This window comes from Streptomyces sp. A012304 (assembly GCF_026008495.1).
Taxonomy (GTDB): Bacteria; Actinomycetota; Actinomycetes; order Streptomycetales; family Streptomycetaceae; genus Streptomyces.
The window spans coordinates 1-17,537 of the sequence record NZ_BQUN01000064.1; the positions used below are offsets into that span (position 1 = coordinate 1).

Here is a 17,537-nt window from a genome sequence, read left to right on the forward strand (position 1 = left end):
TGAGGGACGGGCCGGGGGCGGCGGGGCGGGGGGCGGGCTCGTACGGCTGCCGCGGGCCGCGGCCCGGCGCCGGGCCGGGCTTGCCGCCCCGTTCCCGCGCCCAACGGGCCAGTTGGCCGACCCTTTTGACGACGAACTGGGTGTCGAGGATGCCGAGCATGCCGGCGAGCTGCACGGCGACCTCGTGCTGGGCGCCGCTGTTCTTGATGCGGGCGACGACCGGGGCGGCCTCGTCGAGCGCCGCCGCGCGACCGGCCGGGGTGTCGAGGTCGTAGCGGCTCACGATCTGGCGGAGCGCGAACTCGAACAGCGGGGTGCGGGGTGCGACCAGGTCGGCGACGGCGTCGTCACCCTTGGCCAGGCGCAGGTCGCAGGGGTCCATCCCGTCGGGGGCGATCGCGATGTACGTCTCGGCGGCGAACTTCTGGTCGTCCTCGAAGGCGCGCAGGGCCGCCTTCTGGCCGGCCGCGTCGCCGTCGAAGGTGAAGATCACCCGCGCGGAGCCGTTGTCCATCAGCAGCCGGCGGAGGATCTTGATGTGGTCGCTGCCGAAGGCGGTGCCGCAGGTGGCGATGGCGGTGGTGACGCCGGCCAGGTGGCAGGCCATGACGTCGGTGTAGCCCTCGACGACGACCGCGCGGGAGCTCTTGGCGATCTCCTTCTTCGCGAGGTCGATGCCGTAGAGGACCTGGGACTTCTTGTAGATCGCCGTCTCGGGCGTGTTGAGGTACTTGGGGCCCGTGTCCGCCTCGTAGAGCTTGCGCGCGCCGAAGCCGACGACGTCGCCGCCGATGTCGCGGATGGGCCACATCAGCCGGCCGCGGAAGCGGTCGATGGGGCCGCGACGGCCCTCCTGGGAGAGCCCGGAGAGGATCAGTTCCTTGTCGCTGAAGCCCTTGCCGCGCAGGTAGCGGGTGAGGTGGTCCCAGCCCTGGGGGCTGTAGCCGACGCCGAAGTGGACGGCGGCGGCCTGGTCGAAGCCGCGCTCGGCGAGGAAGATCCGGCCGGTGTCGGCCTCGGGGCCGGTGGCGAGTTGTTCCGCGTACCACTCGGCGGCGATCTTGTGGGCCTCGACCAGGCGGATGCGTTCGCCGCGCTGGTGGGAGGGGTTGTAGCCGCCCTCCTCGTACCGCAGGGTGATGCCGGCCTGGGCGGCGAGGCGCTCGACGGCCTCGGAGAAGGTGAGGTGGTCGACCTTCATCACGAACGTGATGGTGTCGCCGCCCTCCTGGCAGCCGAAGCAGTGGAAGAGGCCCTTGCTGGGGCTGACCTGGAAGGACGGCGACTTCTCGTCGTGGAACGGGCAGAGCCCCTTGAGGTTGCCGCCGCCCGCGTTGCGCAGCTGGAGGTACTCGGACACCACGGCGTCGATCGGGACCGCGTCCCGTACCGCCTTCACGTCCTCGTCGTTGATCCGTCCTGCCACGCGTGAAGTCTACGGGGGCGGACCGACAGCTATGGGGCCAGACTTTCGAGCGGCACGTGCGGGTCCGCCAGGGCGTCGGTGTCCACCCGCGCCGAGGAACGGATCAGCTCCTGGATCGGCTCGGTGACGTCCCACACGTTCACGTTCATCCCGGCGAGGACCCGTCCGTCCTTCAGCCAGAACGCGATGAACTCCCGCTTGCCCGCGTCGCCGCGGATCACCACCTCGTCGTACGTCCCCGGCGGCGCCCACCCGCTGTACTCCATCCCCAGGTCGTACTGGTCGGTGAAGAAGTAGGGCACCCGGTCGTAGGTGACGTCCTGGCCGAGCATCGCGCGGGCGGCGGCCGGGCCGCCGTTGAGGGCGTTCGCCCAGTGCTCGACGCGCAGGCTGGTGTCGAACAGGCGGAGCGGGAACGACGCGACGTCGCCGGCCGCGAAGATGTCGGGGTCGGAGGTGCGCAGCCGGGCGTCCACGGCGACGCCGCCGCCGTGCGCCCGGTCGGCCAGCTCCAGGCCCGCCGCCTCCGCCAGGGCCGTGCGAGGGGCGGCCCCGATCGCGGCGAGGACGTCGTGCGCCGGGTGTTCCTCGCCGTCGTCGGTGCGGGCGGCGAGGACCATGCCGTCCTGGCCGACGATCTCGGTCAGCCGGGCGCCGAAGTGGAAGCGGACGCCGTGCTCACGGTGCAGCTCCGCGAAGACGTTGCCCAGCTCGGGGCCGAGGACGCCGTGCAGGGGGGTCGGTTCCGGTTCGACGACGGTGACCTCGGCGCCGTACACGCGTGCCGCCGCCGCGATCTCCAGGCCGATCCAGCCGGCGCCGGCGATCACGATGTGGCCGTTGTCGCGGCCGAGGGCGGCCAGGACGCCCTTGAGGCGCTCGGCGTGCGCGAGCCGGCGCAGATGGTGGACGCCGGCCAGGCCGGTTCCGGGGATGTCCAGGCGGCGGGGTTCGGCGCCGGTGGCCAGGAGCAGCTTGTCGTAGTGGACCACGGTGCCGTCGTCGCCGAAGCGGACCGTCTTCGCGGTGCGGTCGATCGCGTCGACGGTCTGGCCGAGGTGGAGCTCGACGTCGTTCTGCGCGTACCAGGCGGGCTCGTGCACGAAGACGCTCTCGCGGGTCTCCTTGCCGAGCAGGAAGCCCTTGGACAGCGGCGGCCGCTCGTAGGGGTGGTCGCGTTCGTCGCCGATCAGTATCACGCGACCGGTGAAGCCCTCCGCGCGGAGCGTCTCGGCCGCCTTGGCGCCGGCCAGGCCTCCTCCGACGATGACGAATGTCTGGTCCGCGTCGACCACGTGATGCCTCCTACGGGGGTCCTGGGGGTGTCCCCCCAGTGAACGCTGCGGTGCCGCCACTGAGCGTCCCGCACGGGGCGGGAGGGGGGAAGAGGACGTGGCCGATCAGGCCCCGGCGTGTCCCGTTCGGGCCCGTTCGGTCCCCTGTGCCCCGGCCGCCCCTTCTGTCACCTGAGTCCGGTGAGGCGGGCGTGCAGGGAGCGGGCGGAGGTGTCGGTGAGGGAGGCGATCTGGTCGACCAGGACACGCTTGCGGGCCCGGTCGTCGGGGGCCCGGTCGAAGAGCGCGCGGAACTGGGGGTCGAGACCGTCGGGGGCACGGGCGGTGAGCGCCTCGGCCAGTTCGGTGATGACGACGCGCTGGTCGGCGCGGAGCCGTGCCTGTTCGGCGCGCTGCATGACGTACCGGTCGGCGACGGCCTTGAGCACCGCGCACTCCAGGCGCGTCTCGCGCGGTACGACGAGCTCGGCGCCGTAGCGGGTGAGCCGGCCCGAGCCGTGGCGTGCGCGGGTGGCGCCCTCGGCGGCGAGGCAGAAGCGGCCGATGAGCTGGCTGGTGGCGTCCTTGAGGCGGGCCTGGGCCACGGCGGTGCCGTCGTAGCCGTGCGGCCACCACTCCTGGTCCAGGAGACGGTCGAGGGCGGCGGCGAGTTCGGCCGGGTCGGTGCCGGCGGGGGTGTACCGGCCGACGGCGACCGCGAAGATCTCCTGGCGCTCGGGCTCGGCGTGCAGGCAGTTGGGGTCGATGTGACCGGCGTGCAGGCCGTCCTCCACGTCGTGCACCGAGTAGGCGACGTCGTCGGACCAGTCCATGACCTGCGCCTCGAAACAGGTGCGCGGGCCGGGGGCGTGCTCGCGGACCCAGTCGAAGACCGGGCGGTCGTCGTCGTAGACCCCGAACTTCACGGACCCGGGGTCGGTGGGGTGGGCGCCGCGCGGCCAGGGGTACTTGGTGGCGGCGTCGAGGGTGGCGCGGGTGAGGTTCAGGCCGACGGAGCCCTCGGCGGTGAAGCGTTTGGGTTCGATGCGGGTGAGGAGGCGCAGGGACTGGGCGTTGCCCTCGAAGCCGCCGCAGTCCCGGGCGAAGTCGTTCAGTGCCTGTTCGCCGTTGTGGCCGAAGGGCGGGTGGCCGAGGTCGTGGGAGAGGCAGGCGGCCTCGACCAGGTCGGGGTCGCAGCCGAGGGCCGCGCCGAGTTCCCGGCCGACCTGCGCGCATTCGAGGGAGTGGGTCAGGCGGGTGCGCGGGGCGGCGTCCCAGGTCTGGTCGCTGGCGCCGGGCGTGACGACCTGGGTCTTGCCGGCGAGGCGTCTGAGCGCGGAGGAGTGCAGGACGCGGGCGCGGTCACGCTGGAAGGCGGTGCGGCCGGGCCGCTTGTCCGGCTCCGGCGCCCAGCGGGCCACTGACGTGGGGTCGTAGGCGGTGGGGGGTGTGCCTTCCATGGTCCGACATTAAGCGGGGCCGGGCACGGATGGGCGCCCGCCCTGCCGCCGGGGCGTCCGTGGCGGGCGCGCGCGAGCAGTGGGGCCCGTGGTGGTCGTCGCTCAGGCCGCGGTGCTTGCGGTGGCGGTCGCCAGCGTCTGGTCGAAGCGGTGCAGGACCAGGCGGGCCATCGCCTCGTGGGTGCCGAGGGGGGCCGAGGCGATCCAGGGGGCCAGGTCGGCGCACTCCGTGGCGAAGCGGCCGGGGGCCGTGAAGTAGGAGGCGACGGCGATGCGGTGACGGCCCCGGGCGGTCAGAGCGCGGATGGCCGTGGGGACGGTCGGGGTGGCCGTCGTGGCGTAGGCGGGGACGACCGGGACGCCGAGGCGCTCGGCGAGGAACTGGGCCGTGCGGCGGGTGTCGACGGCCGAGTCGGGGTCGCGGGAGCCGGCCGCCGCGAGGACGACGGCGCTCGTCCGGCGCTCGGACTCGCTCGGGGTGCGCCAGCCGGCCTCGACGAGGCGCGCGTACAGGGCCTCCACCAGCAGGGGGTGCGGGCCGAGCGGCGCGGCCAGGTGCGTGCGTACGCCGACCTCGGCGGCCATCTCGGGGATGTCCCGCTTGACGTGGTAGCCGCGGCTGAGCAGCAGCGGCACGAGGACGGCGTCGGCCGTGCCCGCCGCGTCGAGGGCGGCGAGGGTGTCGGTCAGCAAGGGCTCGTTGAGCTCGATGTGCCCCAGGTGCACCGGCAGGCCGGGGCGCAGGGCGCGGACGCGGTCGAGGAGGGCGCTGACGGTGCTCAGGGCGCGCGGGTCACGGCTGCCGTGCGCGACGACGACGAGCGCGGGCGGACCCGGGCGCCGGCGGCCCTCGCGGGAGACGAGGCTGAGCTGGCTGGCGAGCTGGGAGCTGATCCGGTTCATGAGGTGCGCCGTACTGTCGAGGTGGGCGCCGCCGGGCAGCGGGCTGCCGGGGCGGGGGTCGGACTCGTCGTACAAGGAGGTCGACGCCGTCATGCCCCGATCCTGACGGCCCGAGGTTGCCTCCCCGTTGCGCGGCCGTCACGAGTATTTTTTCCGGGGGTTCACGGCGCGCGTGGCGGCGGTGTGAGGTGCGATCCGGGGCTCCCGGGGAGCGGCACGGGGGTCTCGGGGAGCGGTGTGGGGCTCTCAGGGGAGCGCGGTGGGGTGTGATCCGGGTGACGCGCGCGGGCGTGAACCGGATCGGCGCGCGCCGCGTCTTCCCAGGCCGTAGGGGACATCGACCGGGGGGACGCCTGATGGACATCCGTCGACCGCGGCTGCCGCGCACCCGTGCGGGGTGGCGGCGGCTGGTGCAGGGCGTGATGGCGGGGTGCGTGCTGGGGCTGCTGCCGGCGACCTGGCTGTTCGTGTCGACGGCGGACGCGCTGGGCACCACGGCGGACGCGCCGCGCACCGACGTCGCCGTCGTCTTCGGTGCCGGTCTGTGGCGCGGCGAGCCGTCGCCGTACCTCGCGCACCGGCTGGACGCGGCGGCCGAACTGTACCGGGAGGGCCGGGTCGAGGTGGTGCTCGTCACCGGTGACAACAGCCGCGAGGACTACGACGAGCCCGACGCGATGCGGACGTACCTCACCGAGCACGGTGTGCCGGACGGGCGGATCGTCAGCGACTACGCGGGCTTCGACACCTGGGACTCCTGCGTCCGGGCGAAGAAGATCTTCGGGGTGGACCGGGCCGTCCTGATCAGCCAGGACTTCCACGTCCGCCGGGCGGTGGCGCTGTGCCGGGCGGCGGGCGTCGAGTCGTACGGCGTCGGCGTGGCCGCCAAGCACGACGTGACCTGGTACTACGGGGGCGCGCGGGAGATCTTCGCCGCGGGGAAGGCGGCGCTGGACGCGCTGTTCGAGCCGGATCCACGGTTCCTGGGGCCGAAGGAGCCGGGGGTGCGGCAGGCGTTGGCCACGGCCGAATAGACGGTCGGACGGATACGGACATTCTTCGGATCCGGGTTTGACGCGCTCATTTCACCCTAGGGTATGAAAAACACCTCCGGAACCGACCGTGATCGCACGGTTACTCATAGTGTCCTCGGTGTGCGGCGGCGGATCGGACCGTCCGCCGCGATCTCGGGGAAGGGACACTTCATGACCGGACTGCGCAAGGTCTGCGTCACCGCCGTGGCGGCGGCGATGTTCATGGCGCCGGCCGCCATGACGACCGCGTCGGCGGCCGCCACCGCGCAGGCGAGGGAACCGGGCTGCGCCAAGCTCAGGGGGTACGGCGCCGGGTGGGCGGACATCTACAACGAGTGCAACCACGTGATCTCCGCCAGCGTCGAGGTCGACGGCTGGGACCCGGACTGCATCCAGATCGGCGCCCTGCGGACCGAGCGGATCGGCCTGGAGCCGGGCGACGTGCCGTACTACGCGTACGACGAGTGCTGAACGGATGACCGGCTGAACGGATGACCGGGGGGCGGGAACGGTGGCGGCCGTTCCCGCCCCCTTGCCGTCAGCGGCCTTTCCCGCCCCCCTTGCCGTCAGCGGCCGTTCCCGCCCCCGCCCGTCAGCGGCCCCGGAAGACCGGCGCGCGTTTCTCCAGGAACGCGGTCATGCCCTCCTTCTGGTCCTCGGTCGCGAACAGGGCGTGGAACACCCGGCGTTCGTAGCGGATGCCGTCCCGCAGGCCGCTCTCCAGGGCACGGTCGACGCAGTCGCGGGCCGCGCGGACGGCGGTGCGGCCGTACGACGCGATGGTCGCCGCCGCCTCCAGTGCCTCCGGCAGCACCCGCTCGTCGGGCACCACCCGGGAGACCAGGCCGCAGCTCTCGGCCTCCCGGGCGTCCATCGTGCGGCCGGTCAGCACCAGGTCCATCGCCTTCGCCCGGCCGACCAGGCGGGTCAGCCGCTGGGTGCCGCCGATCCCGGGGATCACGCCGAGCTTGATCTCCGGCTGGCCGAAGACCGCGGACTCCCCCGCGATCACCAGGTCGCACATCATCGCCAGCTCACAGCCGCCGCCCAGGGCGACGCCCTGGACGGCCGCGATCGTCGGGGTGCGCAGGTCGGCGAACTCCTCCCAGGCGCCGAAGTAGTCCTCCGCCACCATCTCCACGGCCGACTTGCCCGCCATCTCCCCGATGTCCGCCCCGGCGGCGAAGGCCCGCTCGGAGCCGGTGACGACCAGGCAGCCGACGTCCGGGTCCCGGTCCAAGGGGACCAGTACCTCCAGGAGTTCGGCGAGCAGTTCGGAGTCGAGCGCGTTGAGGACGTGCGGGCGGTGCAGCCGGACGGTGACGACCCCGCCCGCGCGCTCCAGCTTCAGATTGTTCATCTTCCCCTCCGGGCCTTCCGGATCTTCCGGGCCTTACAGATCTTCCGGGCCTTACGGATCGTGAGTGCTACGAGTCCCAGATCGCGCCGTACGCGGGAATCCCGCGCCGCTCCAGGCCGTGCACCACCTGCCAGGTCAGCTTCTTGTTGGAGATGCAGATCACGGCCTCCGCCCCGAAGTCGCGGTACGCGGCGTACGCGAGGCGCACCATGTCGGGCTTGCCGCGGCGGGAGGTGTCCCAGACGACGGCGTGCGGCTGGACGGCGAGGATCTCGTCGACGAGGGCGTCTCCGTAGGTGGCGCGGGGGTCGCGGGTCGCCCAGACCAGGCGGGAGGGCACCTCGGCGGCGAGCAGATGGGGCAGGCAGGGGCCGATGCCGCTGCCGGTCGCCACGTAGACCACCTTCTTGAAGAGGACCTCGATGTTGGCGACGCCGGCGGTGGTGATGCCCTTCACCCAGACCTTGGCGGGCAGGTCGTCGATGAAGGAGCCCGTCCAGTCGCCGGCCCGGGAGATGGTGAGGCGGAAGCCGGACTCGCCGGGTGTGGGCACGTTGGCGAAGGAGTGCCACTCCTTGAGCGGGCTGCGGCTGATCGCGGTGGAGGAGCCGGCGAAAGGCGTCTCACCGTGGTCGAAGCGGGCCAGCGCGACGTGCGGGGAGGGGCGTTCGGTCCGTACGTCGACCTTGCGCAGCCGCAGCCAGGGCAGGGCGACGCTGAAGGTGACGACGGCGAGGACGGCCACCGGGACCGGGCCCGGCGCGGACAGCAGGGTGTGCGTCCAGAACAGGGCGAGGGCGCTCCAGCCGCCGAAGCGGTGGATCCGCTCGAAGAGGTCGTGGTGGCGGGCGCGGAAGGGAGGCAGGGCGGTGGCGACGATGACCGCCAGGAGGGCGACCAGGGCCCAGCCGACCGCCGCCCGGGGGCCGTCGGTGGTGCGCAGGGTGAGGGTCAGGAACCACGCCGACCCCGCCAGCGCCCCGCCCACGTGCAGTCCGCCGAAGTGGTAGACCTTGCCGAGCGTCCAGCGGACCCGCAGCGGCCAACTGGTCGGGGCGGAGGTCGCCAGCCGGAAGAAGAGGTTGATGACGTACTGCTGGCGGACGAGCACGGCGAGCGCGAGGTTGGCGAGGGCCGCGTGGGCGAGCGTGCGGTCGGACAGGGGCCAGCGCGCCCAGGCGAGGCCCGCGTTGGTGAGCAGCACCAGGGCGGCCAGGCGGTTGTAGTGCATCAGGCGGGGGTGCTTGAACAGTCGGCGCGGGGCGGACGTGAGCGGGGGCAGTTCGACGGCCCGCCGGTCGAGGGAGGTGGTCACCGGGCCACCGCCGTGCGCTCGTGGGCCAGCCGGAGCAGTGTCTGCTTGTCGATCTTGCCGCGGTCGGTCACCGGCAGTGATGACAGGGGCATGACACTCTCGGGGACGCAGTAGTACGGCAGCGCCTCGGCGACCGCGTGCCGGGCGGCCTCCGGGTCGACCTCGGCCGGGCAGACGAAGGAGACCAGGGTGCGGTCGTCGCGTTTCAGGGTCACCGCGCGGGAGCAGCCCGGCAGGCGTTCCAGCACCGAGGAGACCGAGTCCAGCTCGACGCGGAAGCCGCGCACCTTCACCTGGTCGTCGGTGCGGCCGAGGTGCTCCAGCTGCCCGTCGGGCGTCCAGCGGCCGAGGTCGCGGGTGCGGAACATACGGCGGCCGCCGCCCAGGAACGGGTCGGGGGCGTAGCGCTCGGCGGTCAGCTCGTCGTCACCGAGATAGCCGGCCGAGACGCAGTCGCCGCCCGCCCACATCTCACCGACCTCGCCGATGGGCAGCGCGCGGCGGTCGGCGTCGAGGACGTAGACGGTGTTGTTGGGGGTGGGGCGGCCGATGGTCAGGAGCGGCGCGGAGGGGTCGTGCCGGGCCATGGTGTTGACGATCGTCGTCTCCGTCGGGCCGCAGCAGTTGTGGAAGGCGGCCCGGCGCGCCCAGGCGTCCGCGAGCGGACGGGGGCAGGGCTCCCCGGCGACGGCGACCGCGCGCACCCGGGGGCAGGCCGCCGGGTCGATGCCGGACAGCACGGTCGGGGTGGCGACGAGGACGGTGGCGGTGCGGGCCGCGGGGGCGATGTCCTTGCCCCGCACGACCAGGGTGGCGCCGTGGGCGAGGCAGCCGAGGATCTCCCAGGCGGCCATGTCGAAGGCGATGTTGAGCAGCTGCGCCACCCGGTCGCCGGGGCGGATGCCGAGTCCGCCGGGCTCGGTGAGCAGGATGTTGGCGACGTTGCGGTGGGTGACCTTCACACCGTTGGGGCGGCCGGTGGTGCCGGAGGTGAACAGCACGTAGCAGCCGTCGTCGGGCGACGGGGCCGGCAGCGGGCCCACCGGTTCGTACGGCAGCGGCGTGTCGAGGGCGATCACCCGGGGGCCGCGCGGCACGCGGGGGGCGTGCTCGGCCTGGGTGAGGACGACACGGAGAGCGGCGGTGCGGACGACGTGGGCGAGCTGGGCCGGCGGCGCGAGGCCCACGTCCTGCGGGACGTACGCGGCGCCCGCCTTCAGGATGCCGAGCAGGCCGACCAGCATCGGCAGCGAGCGGCGGACGAAGAGGCCGACGTGGTCGCCGGGCCCGACGCCCTCGCGGGCCAGGCGGGCGGCGACGGCGTCGGCGTACCGGTTCAGCTCGCCGTAGGTGAGGGTCGCGCCCTGGTGTTCGGCGGCGACGGAGTGCGGGGCGGCCCTGGCGTGCCGTTCGACGGCGCGGTGGACCAGCGGATCCGGGACGGGGACGGCCGGGCCATGGCCGTACCTGTGGAAAAGCCGCTGGTCATGAGGGGTGAGGTGACGCAGAGGCATGATGAGGAGGACCTCCAGGCTGCTTCGAGCATCGGTGACATGGCCGGGGAACGGCGGCATGCCCGGGGTTTCGAACGCCGTGCGGGGCCGTGCGGAGGAACGACTGTAGTAGCGACCCTTCAATCCTCAACCACCTGTGACCGGCCAACTACGAAACGGAATCGGTCACATGTGGCGAGTTGCGTCACTGAGGCAACTTCCGCCCCGGCCGGCGACGACTCAAGGATGGGTCGGCGTGTGCCTCACGCCGGGCGGGCTCCGCCGGGGAGGTCACCACCACACCGCCGTAACAGGACACCGCACGACGCGTAACACGGCCGAAGCACGCTGAAGCGCATGCAGACCACCTCGACGCCCACCCACTGCCCGTACTGCGCCCTGCAGTGCGGGATGAACCTGTCGCCCACGCCGGAGGGGGGCGTCGAGGTGACCGAGCGCGCCGACTTCCCGGTGAACCGGGGGGCGCTGTGCGGCAAGGGCCGTACGGCGCCGGAGGTGCTCTCCTCCCGGGTGCGGCTGACCTCCCCGCTGGTGCGCTCCGGCGGCACGCTCGTGCCCGCCACCTGGGACGAGGCGCTCGACCGGATCGCGGGGGAGCTGGCGCGCGTCCGCGCCGAGCACGGGCCGGACGCGCTCGGGGTGTTCGGCGGGGGCGGGCTGACCAACGAGAAGGCGTACACGCTCGGCAAGTTCGCGCGGGTGGTGCTCGGCACCTCGCAGATCGACTACAACGGTCGGTTCTGCATGTCGTCCGCGGCGGCGGGCGGCATCAAGGCGTTCGGGCTGGACCGGGGGCTGCCGTTCCCGATGGAGGACATCCCGAGGACGGGCTGTGTGATCCTGGTCGGCTCGAACCTCGCGGAGACCATGCCGCCGTCGCTGCGCTTCTTCAACGAGCTGAAGGAGAACGGCGGCACGCTGATCGTCGTCGACCCGCGGCGCACGAAGACCGCCGAGCAGGCCGACCTGCACCTCATGCCCCGCCCGGGCACCGACCTCGCGCTGGCCCTCGGGCTGCTGCACCTGGTCGTCGCGGAGGGACGGGTCGACGAGGAGTACGTGCGGGAGCGGACCTCCGGCTGGGAGGAGGCGCGGGCGGCCGCCATGGCCCACTGGCCCGAGTACGTGGAACGGATCACCGGGGTGTCCGTTCCACAGCTCCGTGAGACGGTACGGATGTTCTGCGAGCCGGAGGCCGCGATGGTGCTCACCGCGCGCGGACCCGAACAGCAGTCCAAGGGCACCGACACGGTGGGCGCCTGGATCAACCTGTGCCTGGCCACCGGGCGGGCCGGCCGCCCGCTGTCCGGGTACGGCTGCCTGACCGGGCAGGGCAACGGGCAGGGCGGACGCGAGCACGGCCAGAAGGCCGACCAGCTGCCCGGCTACCGCAAGCTGGACGACCCGGCGGCGCGGGCGCACGTGGCCGCGGTGTGGGGAGTGGACCCCGACTCGCTGCCCGGACCGGGCCGCAGCGCCTACGAGCTGCTGGACGCGCTGGGAACCGACATCAGGTCCCTGCTGCTGATGGGGTCGAACCCGGTGGTGTCCGCGCCGCGCGCGGCGCACATCGAGGAGCGCCTGAAGTCCCTCGACTTCCTTGCCGTCTGTGACGTCGTGCTGTCGGAGACGGCGGCCCTCGCGGACGTCGTGCTGCCCGTCACCCAGTGGGCGGAGGAGACCGGGACCACGACCAACCTGGAGGGGCGGGTGCTGCTGCGGCGGCGGGCACTGACCCCGCCGGAGGGCGTGCGCAGCGACCTGGAGGTCATGCGCGAGCTGGCGGCCCGGCTGGGCGTGGAGAAGGGCTTCCCGACCGACGCCGAGGAGGTCTTCGAGGAGCTGCGCCGGGCGTCCGCGGGCGGGCCCGCGGACTACTCCGGGATCACCTACCGCCGGCTCGCGGAGGAGAACGGCGTGTTCTGGCCGTGCCCCGCGCTGGAGGGCGACGACGCGCATCCGGGCACCCCCCGCCTCTTCCTCGACCGCTTCGCCACGCCGGACGGCCGGGCGCGGTTCGTGCCCGTCTCGCACCGCCCGACCGCCGAGGAACCCGACGACGACTACCCCGTCCTGCTCACCACCGGCCGGGTCGTCGCCCAGTACCAGTCCGGCGCCCAGACCCGCCGCGTGGACGAGCTCAACGCCGCCGCGCCCGGCCCGTTCGTCGAACTGCACCCCCGCCTCGCGGCCCGCCTCGGCGCGGCCGAGGGCGACCCGGTGGCCGTCGTCTCCCGGCGGGGCCGGGCCGTGGCCCCCGCCCGCATCACCACCGGCATCCGCCCCGACACCGTCTTCATGCCCTTCCACTGGCCCGGCGAGGGCCGCGCCAACACCCTGACCAACCCGGCACTGGACCCGACCTCGCGGATGCCGGAGTTCAAGGTGTGCGCGGTGCGGGTGGAGAACGCGTCGTCCTAGGGGCTGTCCCGGCGCCGCCGGGCCGCACACACCGCTCAGGCCGCCGGCATCGGCCAGGGGTGCGGATTGCCGGGAGTGACCAGGACGGCTTCGGCGCCGACGTCGGCGCTCCGCCCGGCCGTCGACGCGTTCGTCCGACAAATTCGTTACCCGGCGGCCGGAGCGCCGTGATACAAACCGCCGTGCGAAACATCTTGGAGTTCCCCGAGGTCCTGCGGCTGATCGAAGACCGCTCTGCCGCGTTCCGCGCTGCGCTCGCGTCCGCCCCCGACCTCGACGTCCAGGTCCCGACCTGCCCGGACTGGACCCTGCGCGAACTGGCGCAGCACCTCGGTGACGGCCGCCGCCGCCAGGCCGCCATCGTCGCGGCGGGCCCGGGCGCTGAGCCCCCGGCGAGAACGGACCCGAAGGGCGCCCCGACCGCGCCCCGCGACCGCGAAGCCCTGGACGCCTGGCTCGCCGAGTCGACCGAGCTCATGCTCGACGCGCTGCGCGAGGCCGGCCCGGACCGCGGCTGCTGGACCTGGTGGGGCCGCTCGCAGGCCCCGGAGACCAGTGGAGCCGTGGCCCGGCACCAGATCCAGGAGATCGCCGTCCACACCTACGACGTCCAGCTCACCCAGGGCGCCGCACAGCCGCTGCCGACGGACGTCGCGGTCGAGGGCGTCGACGAGTTCCTGACGACCGTCGCGGCGACGACCGTCCCCTGGCCGTTCAAGCCGGCGACCATCGACCTGCACGCGACCGAGGGCCGCTCCTGGCGCCTGACCCTCAACGCCGACGGCGTCCGCTGCGACGACCTCGCCGCCGACGCGGAGCCGGGCGACATGGTGATGCGAGGCGCAGCGAGCGAACTGGTCCTCTACTTCTACGAGCGCGTCCCGCTCGACGCCCTGGAGAACACCGGCGACACCGAGCCGATGGAGCAGCTCGCAGACTGGGACCCGAACGCGTAGAACGCGCATGTGTGACGCATCTGTCGGCCCGGGCAGCCCGGTGGGTCATCAGGAGGCGGGCGTCCAGCCCGGGATCGTGGGGAGCACCGTTTCCGCGACGCGCAGGAGCGTCGCGTCGTCGGGCGGTGCGGAGTCCTGGCGCCAGATGGCGATCTCGTAGGAGCCGCCGCCGTCCTTCGGGTCCCGCGCGATCACCAGGCTGCGGGCCGGATGGCTGGGGAGGCTCTCCGTCTTGTCGCCGCCGGTGCTGAAGCTGAAGCCCATGGTCCCGGTCGAGTAGAGGACCGCCGGGCGACCGAGGACGGTCCGCTCCTGTGCGGTGGCGCCCAGCAGGTCGGCCAGCCCGGTGACGGGCTCGTCGTCGTACGCCGCCGAGAGTTGCACGGTGTACGTGGTCAGCGCGACGTCCGCTTTGGGGCTGGGCGCGTCGCTGCCGAACGAGATGCCGTCGTCGGCGCTGCCGAGCGACTTCGGTTTCTCCCCCGGCGTGCCGAGCAGCGTCGGCAGGTCCGGGCGGTTCAGCACCCGGCAGAGCTGGTTTCCGGTGAGGTACTCCACGTTCTTCTTGCCCGCGGTCGCCGGCGCGGACGCCGTGGCCGACGCGGAGGGCGTCGGCTTGGAGCAGGAGAGCGCGGTCGCGGCGTCCTCCCCGGACGACTTCTGAAGCGCCCACAGTCCGCCGCCCAGCGCCCCCACCACGACCAATGCCGCAATGGCCTGGCCCCAGGCGTTCGGCGTCCCCCCGGACGCCGCGGGTCTTTCCGAAACGTCCGCCATTACCGCCGGTACCCCCTGGTCAGGCCGGAACACTCCGACTCCCCCTGGCGCACGTCGGTCACGCGCGCCGGGGGAGCCTAACGGGTGATCGGTCCGGCGGGGAAGCGGGTTTACCCGCCGGTAATCACCGGATGGCCGGTCCGTTCGCATTCACCGGCGCTCCACGTCGGCGCCACCGCGTCGCACTCCGTGCCGGCGGTGCGAGGCGTGTCATGTCCATAGCCGGACGTGGGGGTGGGGTGAGAGGAGAAAATCGTTTCCGTGAGCGCCCTCGAAATGCCCTTCTTCGTCTACGGCACCCTCCGCCCCGGCGAGCCCAACCACGACCTCTTCCTGCGCGGCCGCACCCTCGCCGAAGGGCCGGCCCGGCTGCGGGACGCGGTGCTGTACGACGGGCCCGGCTACCCCTACGCCGTGGAGGAAGCGGGCGGGGTCGTGGCCGGCGACCTGGTCGTGCCCCTCCCCGAGACCTACGGACGGCTGCTCACCGAACTGGACCGCCTGGAGGAGTACCGACCGGGCGACCCGCGCAACCTGTACGAGCGCACCGCGCGGGAGGTCCTGCGCGGCACCGACGGAGAGCCGGTCCGCGCCTGGGTGTACCTCGCGGCCCCCACGGTGGCGACACGACTACGGCAACGGGGGAAACGGATCGAGAGCGGGGACTGGAGGGAGCGCGGGGGGCTCGGGGGCCACGAGCGGCTCGGGGGGTGAGCGGTGGGCGGTGCCGCGTGTGGTGGTCACCCGTTCACCGGTCCTCGCGGGTTTTTCCGGAGGGTCCCGGCCGAAGCGGCGTGACCTGCTGAAACCGCCTGCCCCGAGCCTGCCCCACACCGCTTCCTGACACCCGTTCATCCCCTTTCTGACGTCCCTTCAGGAAGCGCGCTCGGGCCGGTGCCACTTACCTCGGTAGGGCAGGGGCGCGACCGACGCAGCGGCACGGGGGTGCCGCGGGCCGCCCCTCGACACGCTCGGAGGAGCATCGATGCGACGTACCGCCGCCCGTCTGCTGACCGGCACCACGCTCGCCGTCGCCGCCGCCGTCGGGCTCGTCGGGCCCGCTCACGGCGCCGGCCCGGCAACCGGCGGACTCGAGGTGTCGCCGTCCACCGTGGTGCCCGGTGACCGGGTCACCGTCACGACGACGGCCTGCGGGCACGGCGCGGCGGCGGGCGACGCGGGTGCGGTCGGCGCCGGACGCCTCACGCTCGCGCCCGGCGCGCACGAGGGCGAGGCGGTCGGGCGGTTCCAGGTGCCGCCGAGCGCGCACCCGGGAACGTACGAGATCGTCGCGCACTGCGCGAAGGACGGGCTGAAGGTCACCGGTGACCTGGTGGTCACGCTGACCACCGCCCCGCAGCAGGTGTATCCACGAGGAAGTGTGAAGACGGGGGTCGGCGGCGCTCTGGGCCCCGACCCCGTGCGGACCGCGGCCGGTGTGGCGGCTCTCGCCGTCGCCGCCGCGGGCGGTACCTGGCTCCTGCATCGCCGGGCGAGAGGCGACGGGATCTGACGGGCACCCTCCGCTGTCCGTCCGCCGGTACCGCATGTCCCCTCCCCCTCCGGGTCCGACGCCCCTCGCGGCCCGGAGGGGGGTACGGGGACCGCTCACACAGAGAGGGGGCGAGTCGCCGTGCGCGCGATCGCCGACACCGCCATAGCCGCCATCACCGTGGCCGCCCTCTGTTCGGGCGCGTGGCTGCTGCACAGCGGCGCCGCGCCGCACCCCCCGCCGCAGCCGTCCGCCGCCCAGGCCCGCCCGGACCCCGCCGCCGCGCACGCGGCCCCCGCGCTGCCGCCCTCCCCGCCCGACCGCGTCCGCATCCCGTCGATCGGCGTGGACGCGCCCCTGACGGGCCTGGGCCTGACCGGTTCCGGCAGCCTCGACGTCCCGCCCGCCGAGCGGACGAACCTCGCCGGCTGGTACGAGGCCGGCACCACCCCCGGCGAACGCGGCACCGCGATCGTCGCCGGCCACGTCGACAACGCGGACGGCCCCGCCGTCTTCTACGACCTCGGCGCGCTCCGCAAGGGCTCCACGATCGAGGTCGACCGACGCGACGGCCGTGTCGCGGTGTTCACGGTGGACGCGGTCGAGGTGTACGACGCACGCGACTTCCCCGACCGGAAGGTGTACGGGGCGGCACCCCGCCCGGAACTACGGGTCATCACCTGCGGCGGCGGCTACTCCCGGGCCACCGGATACCGGGGCAACGTGGTGGTCTTCGCCCACCTCACCGGCAGCCGCTGACCGAACCTCTTCCGGGCCCTGCCGCCGGTCGCCGTGCACAGGACGCCTACTGGGCGATCCACTGCTCGTACGCCATCTTCGCCACCAGGGCCAGCACCACGGTCAGCAGGACGACCCGGACGAAACCGCTGCCCTTCTTCAGCGCGGTGTGTGCTCCCAGGGTGCCGCCGGCCAGGTTGAACACGGCCATCAGCGCGGCCAGTTGCCACAGGACCGCGCCCTGCCAGGCGAACATCGCGAGGGCGCCCGCGTTGGTGCAGCAGTTGACGATCTTGGCGGTGGCGGAGGCGGCCACCAGGTCGAGGTGGAGGACGGCGGTGAGGGCGAGCACGAGGAAGGTGCCGGTGCCCGGGCCGACGAGGCCGTCGTAGAAGCCGATGCCGAGACCCGCGAGGCCGATCGCGGCGAGGACGCGGCGGGGGCCGGCCGGACCGGCGGCGGGGGCGGTGCCGAAGGACGGGCGCAGGATCACGAACGCGGCCACGCCCAGCAGCACCACCATGATCACCGGCTTCAGCACCTCGGTGCTCATGCCGGCCGCGAAGAACGCCCCGGCCGAGGAGCCGGCGAGCGCCGCCAGGCCGATGCGGACGGCGGTGCGCACGTCCACCGGCGCCTTGCGGGCGTAGGTGATGGCCGCGCCCGTGGTGCCGACGATCGCGACCGCCTTGTTGGTGCCGAGCGCGTGCGCGGCCGGGGTGCCGGCCGGCAGCCCGAGCAGCAGCGCCGGCAGCAGCAGGAGCCCGCCACCGCCCACCACCGCGTCGATCCAGCCGGCCGCGAGGGCCGCGAGGCACAGGACGGCCATCATGGTCAGGGAGATGTCGGGCATGATCATGACCCTAG

Annotated in this window: 16 protein-coding genes; 7 read left to right on the top strand and 9 right to left on the bottom strand. The window is 73.5% G+C overall.

Annotated features, from left to right (window positions below; translation table 11 throughout):
- From dnaG to ALMP_RS14635, 4 genes are all read right to left on the bottom strand, one after another.
- The coding region (gene dnaG, locus ALMP_RS14620) for a DNA primase (protein WP_264927755.1) at positions 1 to 1,426 on the bottom strand (1,426 nt) is incomplete at its 3' end.
- A gap of 29 nt (positions 1,427 to 1,455) precedes the next feature.
- Positions 1,456 to 2,721, bottom strand: a complete 1,266-nt coding sequence (locus tag ALMP_RS14625) for an NAD(P)/FAD-dependent oxidoreductase (protein ID WP_264927757.1) — start codon at positions 2,719 to 2,721, stop codon at positions 1,456 to 1,458.
- A gap of 167 nt (positions 2,722 to 2,888) precedes the next feature.
- Positions 2,889 to 4,160, bottom strand: a complete 1,272-nt coding sequence (locus ALMP_RS14630) for a deoxyguanosinetriphosphate triphosphohydrolase (RefSeq protein WP_264927759.1) — start codon at positions 4,158 to 4,160, stop codon at positions 2,889 to 2,891.
- 102 nt (positions 4,161 to 4,262) lie between these two features.
- Positions 4,263 to 5,156 carry a sirohydrochlorin chelatase gene (locus tag ALMP_RS14635; protein WP_264927761.1) on the bottom strand — a complete coding sequence of 298 codons (894 nt, stop codon included), beginning with the start codon at positions 5,154 to 5,156 and terminating at the stop codon, positions 4,263 to 4,265.
- Between the two features lie 263 nt (positions 5,157 to 5,419).
- Between ALMP_RS14635 and ALMP_RS14640 the strand changes: the two genes are divergently transcribed.
- Together ALMP_RS14640 and ALMP_RS14645 are read left to right on the top strand one after the other, a co-directional pair.
- The gene (locus tag ALMP_RS14640) at positions 5,420 to 6,097 is read left to right on the top strand and encodes a vancomycin high temperature exclusion protein (protein WP_264927763.1); all 678 of its coding nucleotides are present in this window, start codon (positions 5,420 to 5,422) and stop codon (positions 6,095 to 6,097) included.
- A gap of 171 nt (positions 6,098 to 6,268) precedes the next feature.
- Positions 6,269 to 6,568: a hypothetical protein gene (locus tag ALMP_RS14645; protein WP_264927764.1), complete on the top strand. Its 300-nt coding sequence runs from the start codon at positions 6,269 to 6,271 to the stop codon at positions 6,566 to 6,568.
- Positions 6,569 to 6,689: 121 nt separating this feature from the next.
- Here ALMP_RS14645 and ALMP_RS14650 read toward each other — a convergent pair whose 3' ends face one another.
- The 3 genes from ALMP_RS14650 to ALMP_RS14660 all read right to left on the bottom strand — a co-directional run bounded on the left by ALMP_RS14650 (position 6,690) and on the right by ALMP_RS14660 (position 10,286).
- Positions 6,690 to 7,457, bottom strand: a complete 768-nt coding sequence (locus ALMP_RS14650) for an enoyl-CoA hydratase-related protein (protein ID WP_264927766.1) — start codon at positions 7,455 to 7,457, stop codon at positions 6,690 to 6,692.
- A gap of 67 nt (positions 7,458 to 7,524) precedes the next feature.
- Positions 7,525 to 8,772, bottom strand: coding sequence for a hypothetical protein (locus tag ALMP_RS14655; protein ID WP_264927768.1), 1,248 nt, complete (start codon positions 8,770 to 8,772; stop codon positions 7,525 to 7,527).
- Positions 8,769 to 10,286: an amino acid adenylation domain-containing protein gene (locus ALMP_RS14660; protein WP_264927770.1), complete on the bottom strand. Its 1,518-nt coding sequence runs from the start codon at positions 10,284 to 10,286 to the stop codon at positions 8,769 to 8,771. The genes ALMP_RS14655 and ALMP_RS14660 overlap by 4 nt, the downstream gene beginning before the upstream one ends.
- Positions 10,287 to 10,622: 336 nt before the next feature.
- Here ALMP_RS14660 and ALMP_RS14665 point away from each other — a divergent pair, with 336 nt between their 5' ends.
- Positions 10,623 to 12,707: a molybdopterin oxidoreductase family protein gene (locus ALMP_RS14665; protein ID WP_264927772.1), complete on the top strand. Its 2,085-nt coding sequence runs from the start codon at positions 10,623 to 10,625 to the stop codon at positions 12,705 to 12,707.
- Positions 12,708 to 12,889: 182 nt separating this feature from the next.
- On the top strand, positions 12,890 to 13,663 hold the full coding sequence (locus ALMP_RS14670) for a maleylpyruvate isomerase family mycothiol-dependent enzyme (RefSeq protein ID WP_264927775.1): 774 nt from the start codon (positions 12,890 to 12,892) through the stop codon (positions 13,661 to 13,663).
- Positions 13,664 to 13,711: 48 nt separating this feature from the next.
- Here the strand turns inward: ALMP_RS14670 and ALMP_RS14675 are convergent, their stop codons facing one another.
- Complete coding sequence (locus tag ALMP_RS14675; protein WP_264927777.1) at positions 13,712 to 14,440, bottom strand: DUF6215 domain-containing protein; 729 nt, start codon at positions 14,438 to 14,440, stop codon at positions 13,712 to 13,714.
- A gap of 276 nt (positions 14,441 to 14,716) precedes the next feature.
- Here ALMP_RS14675 and ALMP_RS14680 point away from each other — a divergent pair, with 276 nt between their 5' ends.
- The 3 genes from ALMP_RS14680 (at position 14,717) to ALMP_RS14690 (ending at position 16,691) form a co-directional block, all read left to right on the top strand.
- Entirely contained in the window at positions 14,717 to 15,154 is a 438-nt protein-coding gene (locus tag ALMP_RS14680) for a gamma-glutamylcyclotransferase family protein (protein ID WP_264927845.1), read from the top strand.
- Between the two features lie 271 nt (positions 15,155 to 15,425).
- A complete protein-coding gene (locus tag ALMP_RS14685) occupies positions 15,426 to 15,953 on the top strand; it encodes a hypothetical protein (RefSeq protein ID WP_264927779.1) in 528 nt (175 codons plus the stop codon).
- A gap of 120 nt (positions 15,954 to 16,073) precedes the next feature.
- Positions 16,074 to 16,691 (top strand): class F sortase, encoded by a 618-nt coding sequence (locus tag ALMP_RS14690; protein WP_264927781.1) that lies wholly within the window; start codon positions 16,074 to 16,076, stop codon positions 16,689 to 16,691.
- A gap of 46 nt (positions 16,692 to 16,737) precedes the next feature.
- Here ALMP_RS14690 and ALMP_RS14695 read toward each other — a convergent pair whose 3' ends face one another.
- The gene (locus tag ALMP_RS14695) at positions 16,738 to 17,523 is read right to left on the bottom strand and encodes a sulfite exporter TauE/SafE family protein (protein WP_264927783.1); all 786 of its coding nucleotides are present in this window, start codon (positions 17,521 to 17,523) and stop codon (positions 16,738 to 16,740) included.
- Between the last annotated feature and the right edge of the window lie 14 nt (positions 17,524 to 17,537).

Bases quoted from the DNA above. Each gene is read 5' to 3' on its own strand.
- ALMP_RS14675 (WP_264927777.1), bottom strand. From the start codon at position 14,440: ATGGCGGACGTTTCGGAAAGACCCGCGGCGTCCGGGGGGACGCCGAAC.
- ALMP_RS14660 (WP_264927770.1), bottom strand. From the start codon at position 10,286: ATGCCTCTGCGTCACCTCACCCCTCATGACCAGCGGCTTTTCCACAGG.
- ALMP_RS14685 (WP_264927779.1), top strand. From the start codon at position 15,426: ATGCGACGTACCGCCGCCCGTCTGCTGACCGGCACCACGCTCGCCGTC.
- ALMP_RS14630 (WP_264927759.1), bottom strand. From the start codon at position 4,160: ATGGAAGGCACACCCCCCACCGCCTACGACCCCACGTCAGTGGCCCGC.
- ALMP_RS14695 (WP_264927783.1), bottom strand. From the start codon at position 17,523: ATGCCCGACATCTCCCTGACCATGATGGCCGTCCTGTGCCTCGCGGCC.
- ALMP_RS14680 (WP_264927845.1), top strand. From the start codon at position 14,717: ATGCCCTTCTTCGTCTACGGCACCCTCCGCCCCGGCGAGCCCAACCAC.
- ALMP_RS14645 (WP_264927764.1), top strand. From the start codon at position 6,269: ATGACCGGACTGCGCAAGGTCTGCGTCACCGCCGTGGCGGCGGCGATG.
- ALMP_RS14640 (WP_264927763.1), top strand. From the start codon at position 5,420: ATGGACATCCGTCGACCGCGGCTGCCGCGCACCCGTGCGGGGTGGCGG.
- ALMP_RS14650 (WP_264927766.1), bottom strand. From the start codon at position 7,457: ATGAACAATCTGAAGCTGGAGCGCGCGGGCGGGGTCGTCACCGTCCGG.
- ALMP_RS14665 (WP_264927772.1), top strand. From the start codon at position 10,623: ATGCAGACCACCTCGACGCCCACCCACTGCCCGTACTGCGCCCTGCAG.
- ALMP_RS14635 (WP_264927761.1), bottom strand. From the start codon at position 5,156: ATGACGGCGTCGACCTCCTTGTACGACGAGTCCGACCCCCGCCCCGGC.